Genomic DNA, 15,843 nt, shown 5'->3' on the forward strand with positions numbered 1-15,843 from the left:
GGATCATGGCGGCGAAGAAGAAGCCGGTTCAGTCCTGGGACCTGTCCGACCTCGACATCGAGGCGGAGGAGGTCGGCCTGGAGGGCGCCTGGACCAAGGTCGAGGACGCCACCGCGCGTCCGGCCCGTACCGCGGGCACGATCGTCAAGGACGAGGGCGAGGGCGGCAAGCAGCTCGGTGCCTTTCTCGCAGGCCAGAAGTTCATCTGACGCAAAAGGAGTTGCTGTCCCATGGCTGAAGTCCTCGTCTACGTCGACCACGCAGACGGTGCCGTCCGCAAGCCCACCCTGGAGCTGCTGACCCTGGCCCGCCGGATCGGCGAGCCCGTCGCCGTCGCCCTCGGTGCCGGCGCCGCCGACACCGCCGCCGCGCTCGCCGAGCACGGCGCGACCCGCGTGCTGACCCACGATGCCGCCGAGTACGCCGACTACCTGGTCGTCCCGAAGGTCGACGCCCTCCAGGCCGCCGTCGCCGCCGTCTCCCCGGCCGCCGTCCTGGTCCCCTCCTCCGCGGAGGGCAAGGAGATCGCCGCCCGCCTCGCGCTGCGCATCGGCTCCGGCATCATCACCGACGCGGTCGACCTCGAAGCCGGCGACGAAGGCCCCATCGCCACCCAGTCGGTGTTCGCCGCCTCCTTCACCACCAAGTCCCGTGTCTCCAAGGGCACCCCCGTCATCACGGTCAAGCCCAACAGCGCCGCCGTCCAGGCCGCCCCGGCCGCCGGCACGGTCGAAGCCCTCAACGTCACCTTCTGCGCCGCGGCGACCGGCACCAAGGTCACCGCCCGCACCCCGCGTGAGTCGACGGGGCGTCCGGAGCTGACCGAGGCCGCGATCGTGGTCTCCGGCGGCCGCGGCGTCAACGGCGCCGAGAACTTCGCGGTCATCGAGGCCCTCGCCGACTCCCTCGGCGCGGCCGTCGGCGCCTCCCGCGCCGCGGTCGACGCCGGCTGGTACCCGCACACCAACCAGGTCGGCCAGACCGGCAAGTCCGTGTCCCCGCAGCTGTACATCGCCAACGGCATCTCCGGCGCCATCCAGCACCGCGCCGGCATGCAGACCTCCAAGACCATCGTCGCGGTCAACAAGGACGCCGAGGCCCCGATCTTCGAACTCGCCGACTACGGCGTCGTCGGCGACCTCTTCGACGTCGTCCCCCAGCTCACCGACGAGATCAACGCCCGCAAGGCCTGAGCAGGCAGTCCTCCGGGGTGATGGGGTAGCTGGCTACACCATCCAATGACGGTGCTGCTCCACCGCGCCCGCCGTTCGCGTCGCCTAGCGTTGGTCCCATGTGGAAAGCGATGTGCCAGGCCGCGCGGGCGACGGGACAGCTGGCCCGTTCCGTGGCCTTGACCTTCGCCCTGTATCTCTTCGTCACGGTGCTGCTGATCACCGTCGTCGCCACCCTCTCGGTGGTCGGGGCATGGATGCTGCCCGAGACCGTCCTGCTGATCCGCCGGATCGCCGGGGCGAAGCGGCGGATGGTCGGCTCATGGACCGGCCGGGAGATCCCGGAGGCGTACCTGCCGCTGACCGGCACCGTGCGCGAGCGCGTCCGTGCCGCGGTGGGCGACCCCGGTACCGCTGCCGACCTGCGCTGGCTCGGTGCGCAGTACCTGTACGGGCCGCTGGGGCTGCTCGCCGTAGCGCTGTGGCCGCTCGGGCTGGTCGTCGACGGCCTGTGGTGCGGCGTGCTGCGGAGACCGGCCGTGGTGCTTCCGCTGATCGGGCGCCTCGCCGACCTGGACGCCCTGTGGTCCGAGTCGCTGCTCAAGCCGTCGCCGAAGGCCCGGCTCACCGTCCGGGTGGCGGAGCTGACGCAGACCCGGGCGGGCGCGATCACGGCGCACGGCGCCGAGCTGCGCCGGATCGAGCGGGACCTCCACGACGGCACCCAGGCCCGTCTGGTCTCCCTCTCCATGCGCATCGGTCTGGCCAAGCGGGCCTACGACCACGATCCCGAGGCCGCGCGCCGGATGCTCGACCAGGCGCAGGAACTGGCCGAGGAGGCCCTGACCGAGTTGCGGCACGTCGTCCGCGGCATCCACCCGCCGATCCTGACCGACCGCGGACTGGTCGGCGCGGTCCGGGCACTGGCCGCCGGCAGCGGGCTCGACGTGACCGTCGATGTGACGGGGCTGGATGATCCGGGGGTGCGCGCCCCGGCCGCGGTGGAGGCCGCCGCGTACTACGCGGTCGCCGAGGCGCTGACGAACGCGGCGAAGCACAGCGGGTCGCCCCGGGCCTATGTCGGCCTGGAGCGTGTCGGCGGCGGTCTGCGGGCGACCGTCCGCGACGACGGGCACGGCGGCGCCGACGAGGCGGGCGGCACCGGGCTGCTCGGCATACGGCGTCGGGTGGCCGCGCTGGACGGCGAGGTGACCGTGTCCAGCCCTGTGGGAGGACCGACCGAGATCTCCGTGGAGTTGCCCTGCGTGTGGTGATCGCCGAGGACGCCGCGAGGCTCCCCGCGTCCACCGCGTCGTGGCCCGGCAAAGGTGTCCATGCCGGCCGTCCGGCCGGCATGGACACCGCTGACTACCAGGCGACGGGCAGCTCGTAGATGCCGTAGGCCTGCGAGTCCTCCTTGAACTTCAGCTCGGAGAGGTCGGCCGCCATCCGCAGCGTCGGGATGCGCTTGAACAACGTGCTGAAGACCACGTGGAGTTCGACCCGGGCCAGCTGCTGCCCGACGCACTGGTGCGGTCCCCAGCTGAACGACATGTGGTGCGAGGCCTTGCGGGTGAGGTCGAGCTTCTCCGGCTCGGGGAACGCCTCCGGGTCCCAGTTGGCGGCCGGCAGGGCGGCGATGACGCCCTCGCCGGCCCGGATGACCTCGCCGTCGATCTCGATGTCGTCGACGACCGCGCGCCGGGCCAGCAGGTGCGGGATGGTCAGGTAACGGAGCAGTTCCTCGACCGCGTTGGTGACGAACTTCGGGTCGTCGCTGTTCTCGCGCAGCAGCGCGAGCTGGTCCGGGTTCTCCAGGAGGACCGCGGTACCCAGGGTGATCATGTTGGCGCTGGTGTCATGACCGGCGACCAGCAGGATGTGCCCGAGCGGGGCCGCCTCCGACATGGCGAGATCGCCCGCCTTGACGCGCTCGGCGAGGTCGGAGAGGACGTCCTCGCCGGGGTTGTCCATCTTGGCCTCGATCAGCCCGGAGATGTACTCGCGCAGTATGCGGGTCGTCTCCGCCGCCTCCTCCGCGGTCTTGAACCGCGCGTTGGTGACCCCGGCGTGCTCCTGGAAGAACTCGTGGTCCCCGTACGGCACCCCGAGCATGGCGCAGATCATCAGCGACGGCAGCGGCAGCGACAGCGCCTCGTTCAGCTCGGTGGGGTTCGGGCCCGCCAGCATCCGGTCGATCAGGTCGTCGGTGATCTGCTGGATCTCCGGGCGCAGTTTCTCCATCCGGTGCCGGGTGAAGGAGCTCGTCAGCATCCGGCGCCAGCGCTGGTGCTCGGTGCCGTCGGTGTTGTTGATCGACGGCTGCATCTCGGCCGCGTGCGCCTTCATGGACGCGGTGGTGTGCGGGTAGCCGGGCGCCCCGATGTTGGCGCTGAGCCGGGGATCGGCCAGCAGCTGACGCTGCGCGGCGTGGGTCGTCGCCACCCAGGGAGTGCTGCCGTCCCAGGTCTCGACCCTGCGCACCGACTTCCCCGAGTCGTGCAGCGCGAGCAGGGCCGGCGGCGGGGCGAAGGGGCACTCCGCCGCCCGTGGCGACGGGTACTTCGGCATCTCCTCGGTCACGCCGGCGCCGGTCGTGTTCTCAGCCATGTCCGCACTCCTCTTTCTTGACTTCGTCATCAGACGGCGACGGTCCACGCGCGTTCGTCATGACGTCGGCGGAACTGCCCGCCTCGCCCTGCCGCGGTAGACGGCGGCTGCCCCAGGACGGCCTTCGAAAGTCATGCGCGGCTCCTGGCCCACGGCACGGCGATGTGCACGGCGGCAATCTTACGTCGACCGATCGGTACAATCAATGGCGGCGCTTCTTTCCCGCCAGGCCCGGGCACCCCGAGAACGACTGCGCAGAGGAGAGCACGGGCCGGAGGCCGCGCCCCCCGTGGAGTCGCGGCCTCCGGCCTTCCGTTGCGCCGGACGATCAGGCCGGCCCCTGCCCGACGAGGTCGAGCACGGCACGGTAGGAGAACGCCAGGCTGCTGCCGATCGGTGTGCCGGCACCCGGATACGCCCGGCCCGACATGGCGGCGGCGGTGTTCCCGGCCGCGTAGAGCCCCGGGATCGCTTCGCCGTCCGGCCTCAGGACGCGCGCGTTCTCGTCGGTCCTGAGCCCGCCTTTGGTGCCGATGTCGGAGAGGACGACCGTCGCGACGTAGAAGGGCCCGGTCTCGATCGGCTGGAGCAGCGGGTTGGCGACGCCGGGCCACGGCTTCGCCGGGTAGTTCATGACGGGTCCGGCGGGGAAGCCCACGATGTGGAAGTTCATCTGGTCCCAGGGGCTCTCGCCCCGGTGGAACCGTTCGTCCACACCGTCGGCGGCGTAGCCGTTGAACTCGTCCACGGTCTTGCGCAGCGCCTCGTACGGCACCCCGATCAGCCCCGCCAGCTCTTCCAGGGTGTCGGCCTTCTTCAGCGCGCCCGACTCCAGCCACGCGGGGTTCGGCGGCTGCTCGGGGTCGCCGCCGAAGCCGTCGCGGTCGATCAGTCCCTGGTCGAGGATCCAGTGGCAGGGGATGTGGGAGACGCCGGTGGTGGAGTGCAGCCGCACCATCTCGTGGCCGGCCTGGTCGTAGGGGCGGGTCTCGTTCATGAAGCGCTCGCCGGCTCCGTTGACCCAGATTCCGCCGCGGGTTCCCGAATGGAACACCGGCAGCCCGTCCGGCTGGACGAGGCCCGGCGCGTACCAGGCCTCGTCGAGCAGGTCGGTGGCCGCGCCCACCGCCACGCCCGCCTGGAGCGCGTCCCCGGTGTTGCCCGGGCAGCCGTTCGACCAGGTGCCGTCGAGCGGCACCGGGTGGTACTTCGCCCGGAGTTCCGCGTTGCGTTCGAAGCCGCCCGCGGCGAGGAGCACACCGCGCCCGGCGCGGAAGGTGACGTGCTCGCCCTCGCTCGTCGCGGTGACGCCGACGACGCGGTCGTTCTCCACCACCAGGCTCTCCAGCCGGGTGTTGAGCCGGAGCGTCCCGTTCCCGGTCTCCAGGAAGGCCGCCAGGGCCCGGCCGATGAGGGCGCGGCCGCCGGTGAGCACCGTGCCGCGCTCCACGCCCCAGCGTTCCCTCGGGATGCTGCCGCGGACCGTCTCGGCCCGGTCCCCGAGGTCCGCGACGGGGAGATCGGGCGGGAAGATGGTCCGTCCCGCGAGCGTCGCGCCCGGGGCCGACGCGAAGTAGTCGGGTACGGGGCCGTGGACGAACGACTGGAACCAGGGGTTCTGCTCCAGTTCGTCGATCAGCCGGCGCCCCGCCTCCAGATAGGCGTCCTGGAGGTGCTGCCTGGTGTCGTCCGCCACCACGCTGCGCAGATAGGCACGGGCGTCCTCCGGCCCCTCCTCGATGCCCGCCCGCTTCAGCGGCGCCGACCCCGGGTACCAGATGCCCGCGCCGGAGTAGGCGGTCGTACCGCCGACGCGGTCCGTCTTCTCGATCACGAGGGTGCGCAGGCCCCGCGACGCCGCGACATACGCGCCGACGAGCCCGCCTCCCCCCGATCCCACGACGACGACGTCGTAGCTCTCCCCACTGGCCATCACAGTCCTCCTCGTGTGCAGCTCTCAGGGTTGCGCTCCGGGCACCCGTCCCAGGGCACCCGGAGCGCCGGTGACCGTCCCTTGTCACCTCGCCCGGCGGAACTCCCCCGGGAGAATGACGTCAGTGTGAAGGGGGCCTTCTCCGCCAGGGTGGCCGGATTCCGGTCACCGGAACGGAAACTGCGGGGCCCACGCGGTGTCAGCGGTTGGTGCGGCCCAGGTCCACCGGAAGCTGGACTCCGGTGATGTGACGTGCCTCGTCCGAGGCGATCCAGGCCACGGCCGCCGCGATGTCCTCGGCCTGGCTGACGCCGTCGGGCAGCACGCCCTGGAAGAAGGCGCTCAGTTCCGGGTCGTTCTCCAGGACGGGGCGGATCCCCGGCACGAGTTTGGTGTCGACGCCGTGCGGGTGGACGGTGTTGACCCTGATCCGGTGCGAACCCAGCTCGTTGGCAAGGGTTTTGGCCAGTCCGGTGACACCGTGTTTGGCGGCCACGTAGTCCGCCAGCAACGGCAGTCCGCGCAGTCCGGCGACCGAGCTGGTGAAGACGATCGCGCCGCCGGTCGCCTGCTCGATCATCAGCGGCACGGCGGCCTTCACGGTGTGGAAGGCGCCGGTCAGGTTGATGTCGAGGGTGGCGTTCCAGTGGTCGAGCTCGATCTCCCAGGTGCGGGCGAACGTGGTCATGCCCGCGTTGGCCACCACCACGTCCAGCCGCCCGAGTTCGCGGACGCTGTCCGTCAGGGCCGACCGTACGGCGGGGAAGTCGCGGATGTCGGCCTTGTGGGTCAGGATGCGCCGGCCGAGCTTCTCGACGAGGCGGGCCGTCTCCGCGAGGTCCTCGACGGTCGCTCCCGGGTACTCCGTGGTGGGCAGGTCCTCGCAGATGTCCAGCGCGATGATGTCGGCGCCCTCCGCGGCGAAGCGCACCGCCTCGGCGCGGCCCTGCCCGCGTGCCGCTCCGGTGATAAAGACGACCTTCCCCTGGAAACGGCGGGCGATGGGCTCGCCCGGAACGGGTGCCTCGGGAACGGCGGCGGTCATCGGGTGCCTCCTTCGTCGGCGGCCTGCTGTGTGGTCGAGGCCGGTTTCGGTGCGGGTGTGAGGCTCAGCCCGGTGAGTTCACCGCTGTGCCGCCATTGCTCCAGCATGCTGAAGTAGGCGGTGGAGGTGCCCGGGTAGTTGACGTTCTTGGGGGGCCGGGCCGTGGGGTCGCCCTCGTTGTTCCAGCGGCCCGGTGTGCAGTCCTGGAGGAAGGTGCCGCCGCCCAGGAGGGCGAGGCCGGAACCTTCCACCACATGCCGGACGTAGGCTTCCTCGTCCTGCCGGGTGGCGTCCGCGATCACCCCGCGGCGCTCGAACTCCCCGACGCAGGCGGCGACATGCTGCGCGGTCTCGTCGAGGGTGTGGCAGAAGTTGATCGCGGCGGTGCCCTGGGTGTAGTTGGGCGGCAGGATGAAGAAGTTGGGGAAGCCGCTCGTCATGACACCGTGGAAGGTCTCCGGCCCGCCCTGCCACTTCCGCGAGAGGCTGACACCGGCGCGGCCGGTCACGTCGAAGCCCACCCGGTCGACGTAGGCGGAGTCCTGGTCGAAGCCGGTGGCCAGGATCAGGCAGTCGACCGGGTACTCGGTCCCGTCGACCTCGACCCCCCGCGGGGTGATCCGCCGTACGCCCTGCCCCTGGGTGTCGACCAGCCGGACGTTGGGCCGGTTGAAGGACGGCAGGTACTCGTCGTGGAAGCAGGGGCGCTTGCACTGGTAGCGGTAGTACGGCTTCAGGGCCTCGGCCGTCGCCGGGTCCCGCACGGTCTCGTCGATCCGGGCCCGGATGTTCTCCATGTGCCTGAGGTCGGTCAGCTCCCGCTTCTCCGCGGCCTCCTCGGGGCTGAGGTCGCCGTAGGAGTCGCTGCTGAGCAGCGCGTGGTAGAAGACGGTCCAGCCGTCCCCCACCTGGTCCTCGGTGATCTGCTCGCCGTTGGTGACGAGGGTGAAGTTCTCCCGCCGCCGCTTCGTCCAGCCGGGTTTCTGGCTGCGCGCCCACTCCAGGTCGGTCTCCCTGTTGTCGCGGACGCCGACCGTGGACGGGGTCCGCTGGAAGACGAGGAGTTCGCGGGCCGAGGCGGCGAGCGGCGCCACGACCTGGACGGCGGTGGCGCCGGTGCCGATGACGCCCACCGTCTTGTCGCCGAGCTTGGTGAGCGGGCTGCCGGCGTCGCCGCCGGTGTAGTCGTAGTCCCAGCGCGAGGTGTGGAAGAGCCTGCCCCGGAAGGTGTCGATGCCCTCGATGGCCGGCAGCTTCAGCGAGGTGAAGGAGCCGTGCGCCACCACCACGTACCGGGCCTGGAACGCGTCACCGCGGTCCGTGCGCACGGTCCACCTGGCCGTGTCCTCCTGCCAGTCGAGCCCGGTCACCGAGGTGTGGAAGAGCGCCTGGTCGTAGAGGTCGAAGTGGCGGGCCAGGCGCCGGGCGTGGGCGAGGATCTCGGGGCCGTAGGAGTAGCGGTGCCGGGGGATGTAGCCCAGTTCCTCCAGCATCGGGAGGTAGATGTAGGACTCGACGTCGCACATCGCGCCGGGATAGCGGTTCCAGTACCAGACACCGCCGACGTCCCCGGCCTTCTCGACGATGCGGATACGGTCGAGGCCCGCCTTGCGCAGGTGCGCGGCGGCGAGCAGGCCGCCGAATCCTCCTCCCACCACCATCACGTCGACGGTGTCGTGCAGCGGCTCACGCGGCACGACGTCCGTGAACGGGTCCTCGACCAGTTCCTCGTGCTGGGTGAGGTCGAGGATCTCGCGGCGCGAGGGATCGAGGCGCTTGTCCCGCTCGGCCCGGTACTTGGCACGCGCCCGATCGAGTTCCGCGGGTGCGGCCGAGGTCTGCGTCATCCCTGTTTCTCCGTCCTGGGGAGAGCGACGTTACAAGAACAGCTAAATCATGTGAAGGTATCGAACACCTTCAATTAGCTAACTCAATGCTATGATTGCGAGGTTCATTCGTGAAGCACACGGACGTCCGGGAGGATCGGACCCCATGACCGAGTTCGGGATGCCCTGGCCGGGGGCCGAGGTCGGCGCGACGGCCGAGGGCGCGGGCGTCACGGCCTTCTGCACCGGCGAGTTCGCCGACCACGACGCCTATGTGACGGTCGCCCAGATGGCGGCCGCGACCCGCAGCGCGCTGGTCGGATCGGCCATCGCCTACGGGTTCTCGCGCACCCCGTTCGCCCACGCCACGGCGATCCGCACCCTGTGGAACCAGGCTCCCGGACGCGTCTTCGCCGGGCTGGGTTCGGGCGCGTTCGCCATCAACCGCGACTGGTGCGGTGTGCCGGCCGACCGCCCCGTGGAGCGGATGTCCGAGCTGGTGACGGCCGTTCGGGCCTGGCTGCACGCCGAGAACGGCCAACGCGTGCGCTTCGAGGGCGAGTTCTACCAGGTCGACGCCAGGGTCAAGGCACCGGTGCTCGGCCGGATCGAGGTGCCGGTGCTGCTGGCCGGGTTCCAGCGGCGGATGGCGGCCGCGGCCGGCCGTACCGCCGACGGCATCATCGGCCACGGGCTCTTCACCGACCGGTGGTGGGACGACATGGTCCGGCCGGCCGTCGAGGCGGGCTTCCACGAGAGCGGACGGGAGCGGCGGCCGCTGGAGCACGGCTGGCTGCTGACGGCGATCGACGACGCCGATCCCGAGCGGGCCGTCACCGACATGCGCCGGATGATCGCCTTCTACCTGACCGTACGCACCTACGACGCGTTCGCCGCGCACCACGGCTGGACCTCCCAGGTCGAGAAGATCAGGGAGGCGTTCGCCGAAGGCCGGACGGACGACATGGCACGGGCCGTCACGGACGACATGGTCGACGCCGTGGCACTGTGCGGGAGCACGTCCGACGCCGTCGCCGCCCTGCGCCGGCGACGCGGTTCCCTCGCCCGTGACGTCGCCCACTTCGCGCCGCCGTCCTTCCTGGTGAGCGAGCGTCGCCGGCAGGCCTACGCCCGTGCCTCCCTGGCCCTGCTCCCCGCGCTGAAGTCCGACGCGGCACCCTGAGGAAGCCCCGACCCTCACCCCGCACACCGACGTCAGAGGAGACCTGTCATGCCGCAAGCCCGGGAAGTCGTCCAGGAAGTACTCGCGCTGCTGGAGCCGATGGTCGCACCGGACGGCGGGTCCATCCGGCTCGCGGAGTTCGCACCCGAACAGTCCCGGCTGACCGTGGACTACTCCCGCGGCCACAACGACGCCTGCTCCACCTGCGTGCTCGACGGCGATTCGCTCAAGGCGTTCATCGAGGAGGGGCTGCAGACCCGGGGCATCGAGCTCTCGGAGGTGACGGTACGGGAGCCGAGCTGAGCACCCCCGACCACGGGCGGGGCACGGTGAGTTCACCGTGCCCCGCCCTTTTCGCGCACCTGCCCCGGCGGCTACCAGCCGACGAGCCGGTCCAGCAGGACCGAGGTGCTGGAGAAGTAGTCGCCGTAGCCGCCGCGGAAGAACAGCAACGGGGTCTTGGCCGACTCGGCGCGCAGCGCGCGGACGCGGCCCACGGCCAGGTGGTGGTCGCCGATCTCCACGACGTCCGCGAGCTCACAGTCGACCCAGGCCACGACGCCGTCGAGGACCGGGTTGCCCAGCGGCGACCGACGCCAGGTGATGCCGTCGAACCGGTCGGCCCCCCGCGTCGCCATCGACCGGCACAGCACCTCCTGGTCGGAGGCGAGGGCGTTGACGCAGTAGCGGCCGGCGGCGCGGATCCTCGGGAAGGTCCGCGAGGAGCGGTCCGCCAGGAACGCCACCAGGGGCGGTTCGAGGGAGACCGAGGTGAAGGACCCGACGATCATCGCCTCGGGCCGGCCGTCCGGCATCATCGCGGTGACGGCCACCACGCTCGTGGGGAAGTTCCCCAGCACCTGACGGAAGTGGGTCCTGTCCTCGGGAGCGTCCGGGGAACCGGCGGAAGAGGCACTCGGTGCGCCCTCGGCGTGCATGTATGTCCTCCCGTGAACGGCGGTTCAGAGCATCACGCGCAGCTGCGGGGGCAGGTCGATCCCCATCTGCGCCAGCGAGTTGGCGTGGTAGGCCACACCGGGAACATGGATCATGTGGGCCAGGCCCACGTGCGCGTCCCGCCAGTAGCGCTGCAGCGGGTTGTTCCGCCGGATCACGTTCCCGCCGGACCTCGCGAAGATCTCGTCGAGCGCCGACACCGCCCGCCAGGCGCAGCGCACCTGGTTGCGCCTGATGTCGGAACGCTCCTCGATCGTGACCGTCTCCCCCGCGGCCACGCGGTCGTGGGCCCGGCTGATGCCGTCGATGAGCTGCACGCGCGAGGCGGCGATCTCCGCGGCGGCCTCCCCGGCCGTGTAGAGCACATAGGGGTCGTCGCGGACCTGGACGCCGGTCACCGCCACGCGCTCGCGCTGCTGGGCCAGATGGATGCCGAGGGCGCCCTCGCAGATGCCGATGACGGCGGAGGTGATGCCGAGCGGGAACATCGAGGTGAAGGGCAGCCGGTAGAGGGCCTCACCGACACCGTTGCTGACCGCCGCCTCCCCCGCCGAGACCTCGTCCTGGTCGACGGTCCGGTAGGCCGGGACGAAGGCGCCGTCGACCACGACGTCCTTGCTGCCGGTGCCGGACAGTCCGATCACGTCCCAGGAGTCGTCGATGATCTCGTACGACGACCTGGGCAGCAGCACGTGCAGGACGTGCGGCGGGGACGCCGGCCGGCCCTTGCCGTCCCCGACGAGTGCGCCGAGGAAGACCCAGTCGGCGTGGTCGGTGCCCGACGAGAAGGGCCAGCGCCCGGACAGGACGTACCCTCCGTCGACGGGTTCGGCGATCCCGTTCGGCATGTAGGGGGAGGCGATCCAGGTGTCGGGGTTCTCGCCCCAGATCTCCTGTGCCACCCTCGGGTCCATCTGCGCGGCCTCCCAGGGGTGGACGCCGACGACTCCGCACACCCAGCCGGCGGCTCCGTCGTGGCGGGCCACGGCCATGACGGCCTCGGCGAAGTCGCGCGGATGGGCCGCGTAGCCGCCGAACTTGGTGGGCTGCAGCAGCCGGAGCACCCCGGCGGAGCGCAGCAGAGCGACCGTCTCGTCGCTCAGCTTGCCCAACTTCTCGTTCTCGGCGGCCAGTTCCGCCAGCCTCGGACCGTACTGCTCGACTCGTTCGACGACGTCATGCGGCATGCCTGGTACCGTCCACTTCCTCGTATGCCGCCTCCCGAGGACGGCGTGGAATATCCCTCATTGTCATTTCTTGCGGTGTCTGCGGGGCGCCGGGTCCCGTTGGGCGGGACACCGTGGCCGCGAAGGGGAGGCGAGCGGTCGCCGCCGGGCCGTGCGGTCGCCGCGGTCGCCCCGGGCGCGGCGCTCGGCGTCGCGTCCGCCTGCCGCTCAGCGTCCCGCGTCCGCCACGCCGACGGACGTCATCTGCCCGCTGAGCGGAACGGACGTGATCAGCGGGCGCGGCCGCGGCCTGGACGTCACCGTCAGCCGGCGGGAGATCTCGGCGGCGATCCACTTCACCCGGAACTTCAACTCCTCGGCGCGGATGTGTTCCTTGGGGCCGCACACCGAGATGCCGGCGATCGCCCGGTCCATCACGAGGACCGGTGCGGCCACGCACGCCACCGTGGACACGGCCTCGCCGGTCTCCGTGGCGTATCCGGTGCCGCGGATCCGGGCGAGGGCGGACTCCAGGGCCTGGGCCGTGGCGATGCTCGCGTCCGTACGACGGCACAGACCGCTCCAGAGGTATTCGTCCACCACCTCCTCGGGGGAGTACGCGAGGATCGCCTTGCCCACCGCCGTGCAGTGGGCCGGAAGGCGGCCGCCGATCCGGGACGGCAGGGTGCTGGCGAACGCTCCGCCGACCCGTTCCAGGTAGACCACGTCCTGCTGGTCGAGCACCGCCAGGTGCACCACATGGCCCGTGGCCGCGCACAGTTCCTGCAGCAGCGGCCGGGCGGCCTCGTTCATCCGGGTCCGGTGCACGACCAGGCTGCCGATCTCGAACATGCGCAGCCCGAGCCGGTACTCGTTGTCGTACCTGCTCAACAGGCGGGCGCTGACCAGCTGCTGGAGGATGCGGTGCACGGAGGAGCGCGGCAGACCGCTGCGCGCGCTGATCTGACCCAGGTTGAGCGGTCCGGCGGACCGTTCGAAGACACCCAGGATCACGACGACCCTGTCGACCATGCTGGACGGTGATTCGGACACTGCGACCTCCTGAGCATCCCTGGACGGCCGACCGCTCGGCACGGTCGTGGCGGCGGCACGTCCAACGGGTCCCTGACGGGAAGGACTTCATCGGCTCTGTCTCGTCGGATCGGTCGGGTCGGTGGTTCAGACGGGCAACTCCCGGTAGGGACCGGCGAGATGGCCGCCGTCGGCGGTGAACTGGGCCCCGGTGCAGTAGGAGGACTCGTCCGAGGCGAGGAACAGGGCCATGGCCGCGATCTCCTCCGGCCGGCCCATCCGGGTCAGTGGCTGCCGCCCCACGGTGCGGGCCAGCCGCGCGGAGCGCGCCTCGCCGATGGAGCGGACGAGCGGTGTGTCGATGATCCCCGGGTGCAGTGAGTTGACCCGGATGCCCAGAGGACCGAGGTCGATGGCCAGGGACCGGGTGAGGCCGGTCAATGCGTGCTTGGAGGCGACATAGCTCGCCATCGAGCCCACGCCGGTCAGTCCGTCGATGGAGGACACGTTGACGACCGAGGCTCCGTGTCCCTCGCGCAGGAGGGGAAGCATGGCGCGGATGCCGTAGAACGCCCCGTGCACATTGACGTCGAACAGCCGGAGGTGGTCCTCGATGTCGAGCTCGTCGATCCGGCCGAGCCGCGCGGGCGCGATCCCGGCGTTGTTGACCAGGACGTCCAGGCGTCCGAACCGCTCCCGCACGGTGGCGGCGACGGCGTCCCAGTCCGCGGTGGAGGTGACGTCGAGCCGGAGGTAGCGTCCGCCCGCCGAGCGCGCGGTCGCCTCGCCGAGGTCGTCCAGGACGTCGCTGACGATCACCTCCGCGCCCTCCCGCGCGAACAGGGCGGCCTCGCAGGCGCCCTGACCGCGCGCGGCCCCGGTGATCAGCGCCACCTTGCCCTGCAGTCTTCCTGTCATGCACGCCTCTCAGGCCATCGAAGCTCCGCCGTTGACGCGGATCACGTGTCCGGTGACGAAGCGGCTCGCCCCGGACGCCAGATAGAGGACCGCGTAGGCCGAGTCGAGCGCCTCGGCGACCGTGCCCAGCGGTGAGGCGGTGGCCATCCTGCCCGCGAGTTCGTCGAACCGGTCCTGCTGGAAGCCGCCGGAGTCGTCGACGTGCCGCTGCCGGGTGATGCCGGTGTCCGTCCAGCCGGGTGCGACCCCGTTGACCCGGATGCCCCGGGGTCCCAGTTCGACGGCGAAGGTACGGGTCAGCGCCTCGCCGCCCTTCTTCGCCGCGGCGTAGGAACCGGTGCCGGCGGTGGCGAAGTCGATGATGGTGGAGAGCGTGTTGACGATGCTCGACCCCGGTCGCATGACGCGCGCGGCGGCCTGAGCGCCGTAGAGCACGCTCTTCAGGTTGACCGAGAGGACCCGGTCGAACTCCTCGGGCGGCACCTCGGTGAGCGGGCGGCGGATCATGATGCCCGCGTTGTTGACGAGAACGTCGAGCTGTCCGAGCCCGGAGACGGTCTCGTCGACCAGGGCGGTGACGGCGTCCGGATCGGCCACGTCCACGCGGCGGGCCACGGCTTCCCCGCCGTTCTCCTTGATGCCGGTCACAGTCGCCTCGGCGCTCTCCGGGTCGAGGTCGGCGACGACGACCCGGGCGCCGGCCGCGGCGAGCACGTCCGCGCTCGCCCGGCCGATGCCGCTGCCGCCCCCGGTGACCACGGCCACCTTGCCGTCCAGCCGGAATGCGGTCGACGGATCCATCTCGCTCCTCCCCCGCCGTGTCACGGCGGTGTTGGTTCGTACGGTCTGGGACCGTCGGGGTTCCGACGGCCCGTCATGCCGTCCCCGCCCCCACTCGCCCGGCCTCCCGTCCGAGCCCGGCGGCGACCTGCGCCGTCACCCCCTCGGCGAGGGCCCGGTGGCCCTCGTCGCCCGGGTGGATGCCGTCCACGAGCAGTTCGGCCGGCACCAGGTCCCGTCCCGGGACGAGCGTCACGCGGTCGTCCCCGGTCGTCACGGCGAACCGGCGCACCGACTCCTCCAGCGCCTCGCGGAGATCGGCGAGCGTGGCGCCGAAGCGGTTGGGGACGGCTTCCGCGTCCGGCCGGACGACGGGGCTCACCACGACGACCGGGGCCTCGGGCAGCCCTTCGCGTACGACGGTGAGGTAGAGCCTCATCGTCTCGGCGATGCGGGCCGCGCTGGTCGGCAGCGACGTGTACGCGTTGGTGCCCCACGCCAGCGCCACGGCGTCGGCCCCGGAGGCGGCCACGGCGTCGGCGGTGGGGAGTTCGCCCCGGGCCGCCCCGGCGAAGCCGAGGTTGACCAGGTCGAGGCCCAGGGTGCCGGCGACCCGCGAGGGCCAGGCGAGACCGGGTTCCGTGACCGACCAGCCCTGGGTGATCGAGTCGCCGTACACCACCCACAGGGGACCCCTGGGCGCCGGTTCCAGGAGCCCGTCCCCCGCCAGACCGACTACCGCGACCTCGACGGACTCGGGCAGATACACGCGTACGACCTGGTCCGGATCCCGCTCCGGCAGCGGCACGCGCACCACTGCCCCGTCGGCCGGCAGGGGCACCCTCCGCGACGGCCTGTTCGCCACCCGGACCACGAAGGCCTCGGGGAGCGTGGGCGCGGGCACGGAGGTCCGCTCCCCCACGGTCACCGTCAACTCGACGGTCGTCACCGCGCCGGTGAAGGCGAGGTGCACTCCCGCGGGCACCCGGGCGGCCCGTACGGTGTCGGCGGTCAGCTTCGCGCAGACACCGGCCGGCAGCCGCGAGCGTCCGTCGGCCCAGGGCACCGTGGGCAGGACACCACGGAGAAAGCGCTCCGGCTGAACCCGGATCATGGGGAATCACCTCTCGATCGGACTTCGGCCCGGGGCGTTGAACACTCCTCCGTGAATCATCTAACTTACTTAACGGATATCGCTATATTAACGAGGTGGCTCCATCC

General features: G+C 71.3%; 14 protein-coding genes and 1 pseudogene. 5 read left to right on the top strand and 10 right to left on the bottom strand.

What is annotated here, in order from left to right; all coding sequences use genetic code 11:
* From AB0D85_RS46350 to AB0D85_RS46360, 3 genes and pseudogenes are all read left to right on the top strand, one after another.
* Window positions 1-209, top strand: a pseudogene (locus AB0D85_RS46350) (electron transfer flavoprotein subunit beta); the annotation flags it as partial.
* A 21-nt stretch (window positions 210-230) separates the two neighbouring features.
* Complete coding sequence (locus AB0D85_RS46355; RefSeq protein WP_362335563.1) at window positions 231-1,193, top strand: electron transfer flavoprotein subunit alpha/FixB family protein; 963 nt, start codon at window positions 231-233, stop codon at window positions 1,191-1,193.
* Between the two features lie 98 nt (window positions 1,194-1,291).
* Complete coding sequence (locus AB0D85_RS46360) at window positions 1,292-2,446, top strand: histidine kinase (RefSeq protein ID WP_362335566.1); 1,155 nt, start codon at window positions 1,292-1,294, stop codon at window positions 2,444-2,446.
* A 94-nt stretch (window positions 2,447-2,540) separates the two neighbouring features.
* On the opposite strand, the gene AB0D85_RS46365 is transcribed toward AB0D85_RS46360, so the two are convergent.
* From AB0D85_RS46365 to AB0D85_RS46380, 4 genes are all read right to left on the bottom strand, one after another.
* Window positions 2,541-3,782: a cytochrome P450 gene (locus tag AB0D85_RS46365; protein ID WP_362335570.1), complete on the bottom strand. Its 1,242-nt coding sequence runs from the start codon at window positions 3,780-3,782 to the stop codon at window positions 2,541-2,543.
* Window positions 3,783-4,110: 328 nt separating this feature from the next.
* Window positions 4,111-5,715 carry an FAD-dependent oxidoreductase gene (locus AB0D85_RS46370; protein ID WP_362335573.1) on the bottom strand — a complete coding sequence of 535 codons (1,605 nt, stop codon included), beginning with the start codon at window positions 5,713-5,715 and terminating at the stop codon, window positions 4,111-4,113.
* A 199-nt stretch (window positions 5,716-5,914) separates the two neighbouring features.
* Window positions 5,915-6,760 carry a mycofactocin-coupled SDR family oxidoreductase gene (locus AB0D85_RS46375; RefSeq protein ID WP_362335576.1) on the bottom strand — a complete coding sequence of 282 codons (846 nt, stop codon included), beginning with the start codon at window positions 6,758-6,760 and terminating at the stop codon, window positions 5,915-5,917.
* Window positions 6,757-8,607 carry an NAD(P)/FAD-dependent oxidoreductase gene (locus tag AB0D85_RS46380; protein ID WP_362335579.1) on the bottom strand — a complete coding sequence of 617 codons (1,851 nt, stop codon included), beginning with the start codon at window positions 8,605-8,607 and terminating at the stop codon, window positions 6,757-6,759. The genes AB0D85_RS46375 and AB0D85_RS46380 overlap by 4 nt, the downstream gene beginning before the upstream one ends.
* A gap of 145 nt (window positions 8,608-8,752) precedes the next feature.
* Between AB0D85_RS46380 and AB0D85_RS46385 the strand changes: the two genes are divergently transcribed.
* Window positions 8,753-9,769 carry an LLM class flavin-dependent oxidoreductase gene (locus tag AB0D85_RS46385; protein WP_362335582.1) on the top strand — a complete coding sequence of 339 codons (1,017 nt, stop codon included), beginning with the start codon at window positions 8,753-8,755 and terminating at the stop codon, window positions 9,767-9,769.
* 48 nt (window positions 9,770-9,817) lie between these two features.
* Window positions 9,818-10,072 carry a NifU family protein gene (locus AB0D85_RS46390; protein WP_362335585.1) on the top strand — a complete coding sequence of 85 codons (255 nt, stop codon included), beginning with the start codon at window positions 9,818-9,820 and terminating at the stop codon, window positions 10,070-10,072.
* Between the two features lie 71 nt (window positions 10,073-10,143).
* Here AB0D85_RS46390 and AB0D85_RS46395 read toward each other — a convergent pair whose 3' ends face one another.
* From AB0D85_RS46395 to AB0D85_RS46420, 6 genes are all read right to left on the bottom strand, one after another.
* Complete coding sequence (locus tag AB0D85_RS46395) at window positions 10,144-10,707, bottom strand: flavin reductase family protein (protein WP_362335588.1); 564 nt, start codon at window positions 10,705-10,707, stop codon at window positions 10,144-10,146.
* Window positions 10,708-10,731: 24 nt separating this feature from the next.
* Window positions 10,732-11,913 (bottom strand): hydroxylase, encoded by a 1,182-nt coding sequence (locus AB0D85_RS46400; protein ID WP_362335591.1) that lies wholly within the window; start codon window positions 11,911-11,913, stop codon window positions 10,732-10,734.
* 207 nt (window positions 11,914-12,120) lie between these two features.
* Entirely contained in the window at window positions 12,121-12,945 is an 825-nt protein-coding gene (locus AB0D85_RS46405; protein WP_362335594.1) for an IclR family transcriptional regulator, read from the bottom strand.
* A 126-nt stretch (window positions 12,946-13,071) separates the two neighbouring features.
* Complete coding sequence (locus AB0D85_RS46410) at window positions 13,072-13,842, bottom strand: glucose 1-dehydrogenase (RefSeq protein ID WP_362335598.1); 771 nt, start codon at window positions 13,840-13,842, stop codon at window positions 13,072-13,074.
* 9 nt (window positions 13,843-13,851) lie between these two features.
* On the bottom strand, window positions 13,852-14,643 hold the full coding sequence (locus tag AB0D85_RS46415; RefSeq protein ID WP_362335601.1) for an SDR family NAD(P)-dependent oxidoreductase: 792 nt from the start codon (window positions 14,641-14,643) through the stop codon (window positions 13,852-13,854).
* Window positions 14,644-14,716: 73 nt separating this feature from the next.
* Window positions 14,717-15,736 (bottom strand): GDSL-type esterase/lipase family protein, encoded by a 1,020-nt coding sequence (locus tag AB0D85_RS46420; protein WP_362335604.1) that lies wholly within the window; start codon window positions 15,734-15,736, stop codon window positions 14,717-14,719.
* Window positions 15,737-15,843 lie beyond the last annotated feature (107 nt).

It is taken from the genome of Streptomyces sp. NPDC048277, assembly GCF_040652235.1.
In the GTDB taxonomy this organism is placed as follows: domain Bacteria; phylum Actinomycetota; class Actinomycetes; order Streptomycetales; family Streptomycetaceae; genus Streptomyces.

Excerpts from the sequence above, each read along its gene's own strand:
- AB0D85_RS46400 (WP_362335591.1), bottom strand. The coding sequence starts at position 11,913 with ATGCCGCATGACGTCGTCGAACGAGTCGAGCAGTACGGTCCGAGGCTG.
- AB0D85_RS46365 (WP_362335570.1), bottom strand. The coding sequence starts at position 3,782 with ATGGCTGAGAACACGACCGGCGCCGGCGTGACCGAGGAGATGCCGAAG.
- AB0D85_RS46415 (WP_362335601.1), bottom strand. The coding sequence starts at position 14,643 with ATGGATCCGTCGACCGCATTCCGGCTGGACGGCAAGGTGGCCGTGGTC.
- AB0D85_RS46390 (WP_362335585.1), top strand. The coding sequence starts at position 9,818 with ATGCCGCAAGCCCGGGAAGTCGTCCAGGAAGTACTCGCGCTGCTGGAG.
- AB0D85_RS46380 (WP_362335579.1), bottom strand. The coding sequence starts at position 8,607 with ATGACGCAGACCTCGGCCGCACCCGCGGAACTCGATCGGGCGCGTGCC.
- AB0D85_RS46375 (WP_362335576.1), bottom strand. The coding sequence starts at position 6,760 with ATGACCGCCGCCGTTCCCGAGGCACCCGTTCCGGGCGAGCCCATCGCC.
- AB0D85_RS46370 (WP_362335573.1), bottom strand. The coding sequence starts at position 5,715 with ATGGCCAGTGGGGAGAGCTACGACGTCGTCGTCGTGGGATCGGGGGGA.
- AB0D85_RS46420 (WP_362335604.1), bottom strand. The coding sequence starts at position 15,736 with ATGATCCGGGTTCAGCCGGAGCGCTTTCTCCGTGGTGTCCTGCCCACG.
- AB0D85_RS46360 (WP_362335566.1), top strand. The coding sequence starts at position 1,292 with ATGTGGAAAGCGATGTGCCAGGCCGCGCGGGCGACGGGACAGCTGGCC.
- AB0D85_RS46355 (WP_362335563.1), top strand. The coding sequence starts at position 231 with ATGGCTGAAGTCCTCGTCTACGTCGACCACGCAGACGGTGCCGTCCGC.
- AB0D85_RS46385 (WP_362335582.1), top strand. The coding sequence starts at position 8,753 with ATGACCGAGTTCGGGATGCCCTGGCCGGGGGCCGAGGTCGGCGCGACG.
- AB0D85_RS46410 (WP_362335598.1), bottom strand. The coding sequence starts at position 13,842 with ATGACAGGAAGACTGCAGGGCAAGGTGGCGCTGATCACCGGGGCCGCG.
- AB0D85_RS46395 (WP_362335588.1), bottom strand. The coding sequence starts at position 10,707 with ATGCACGCCGAGGGCGCACCGAGTGCCTCTTCCGCCGGTTCCCCGGAC.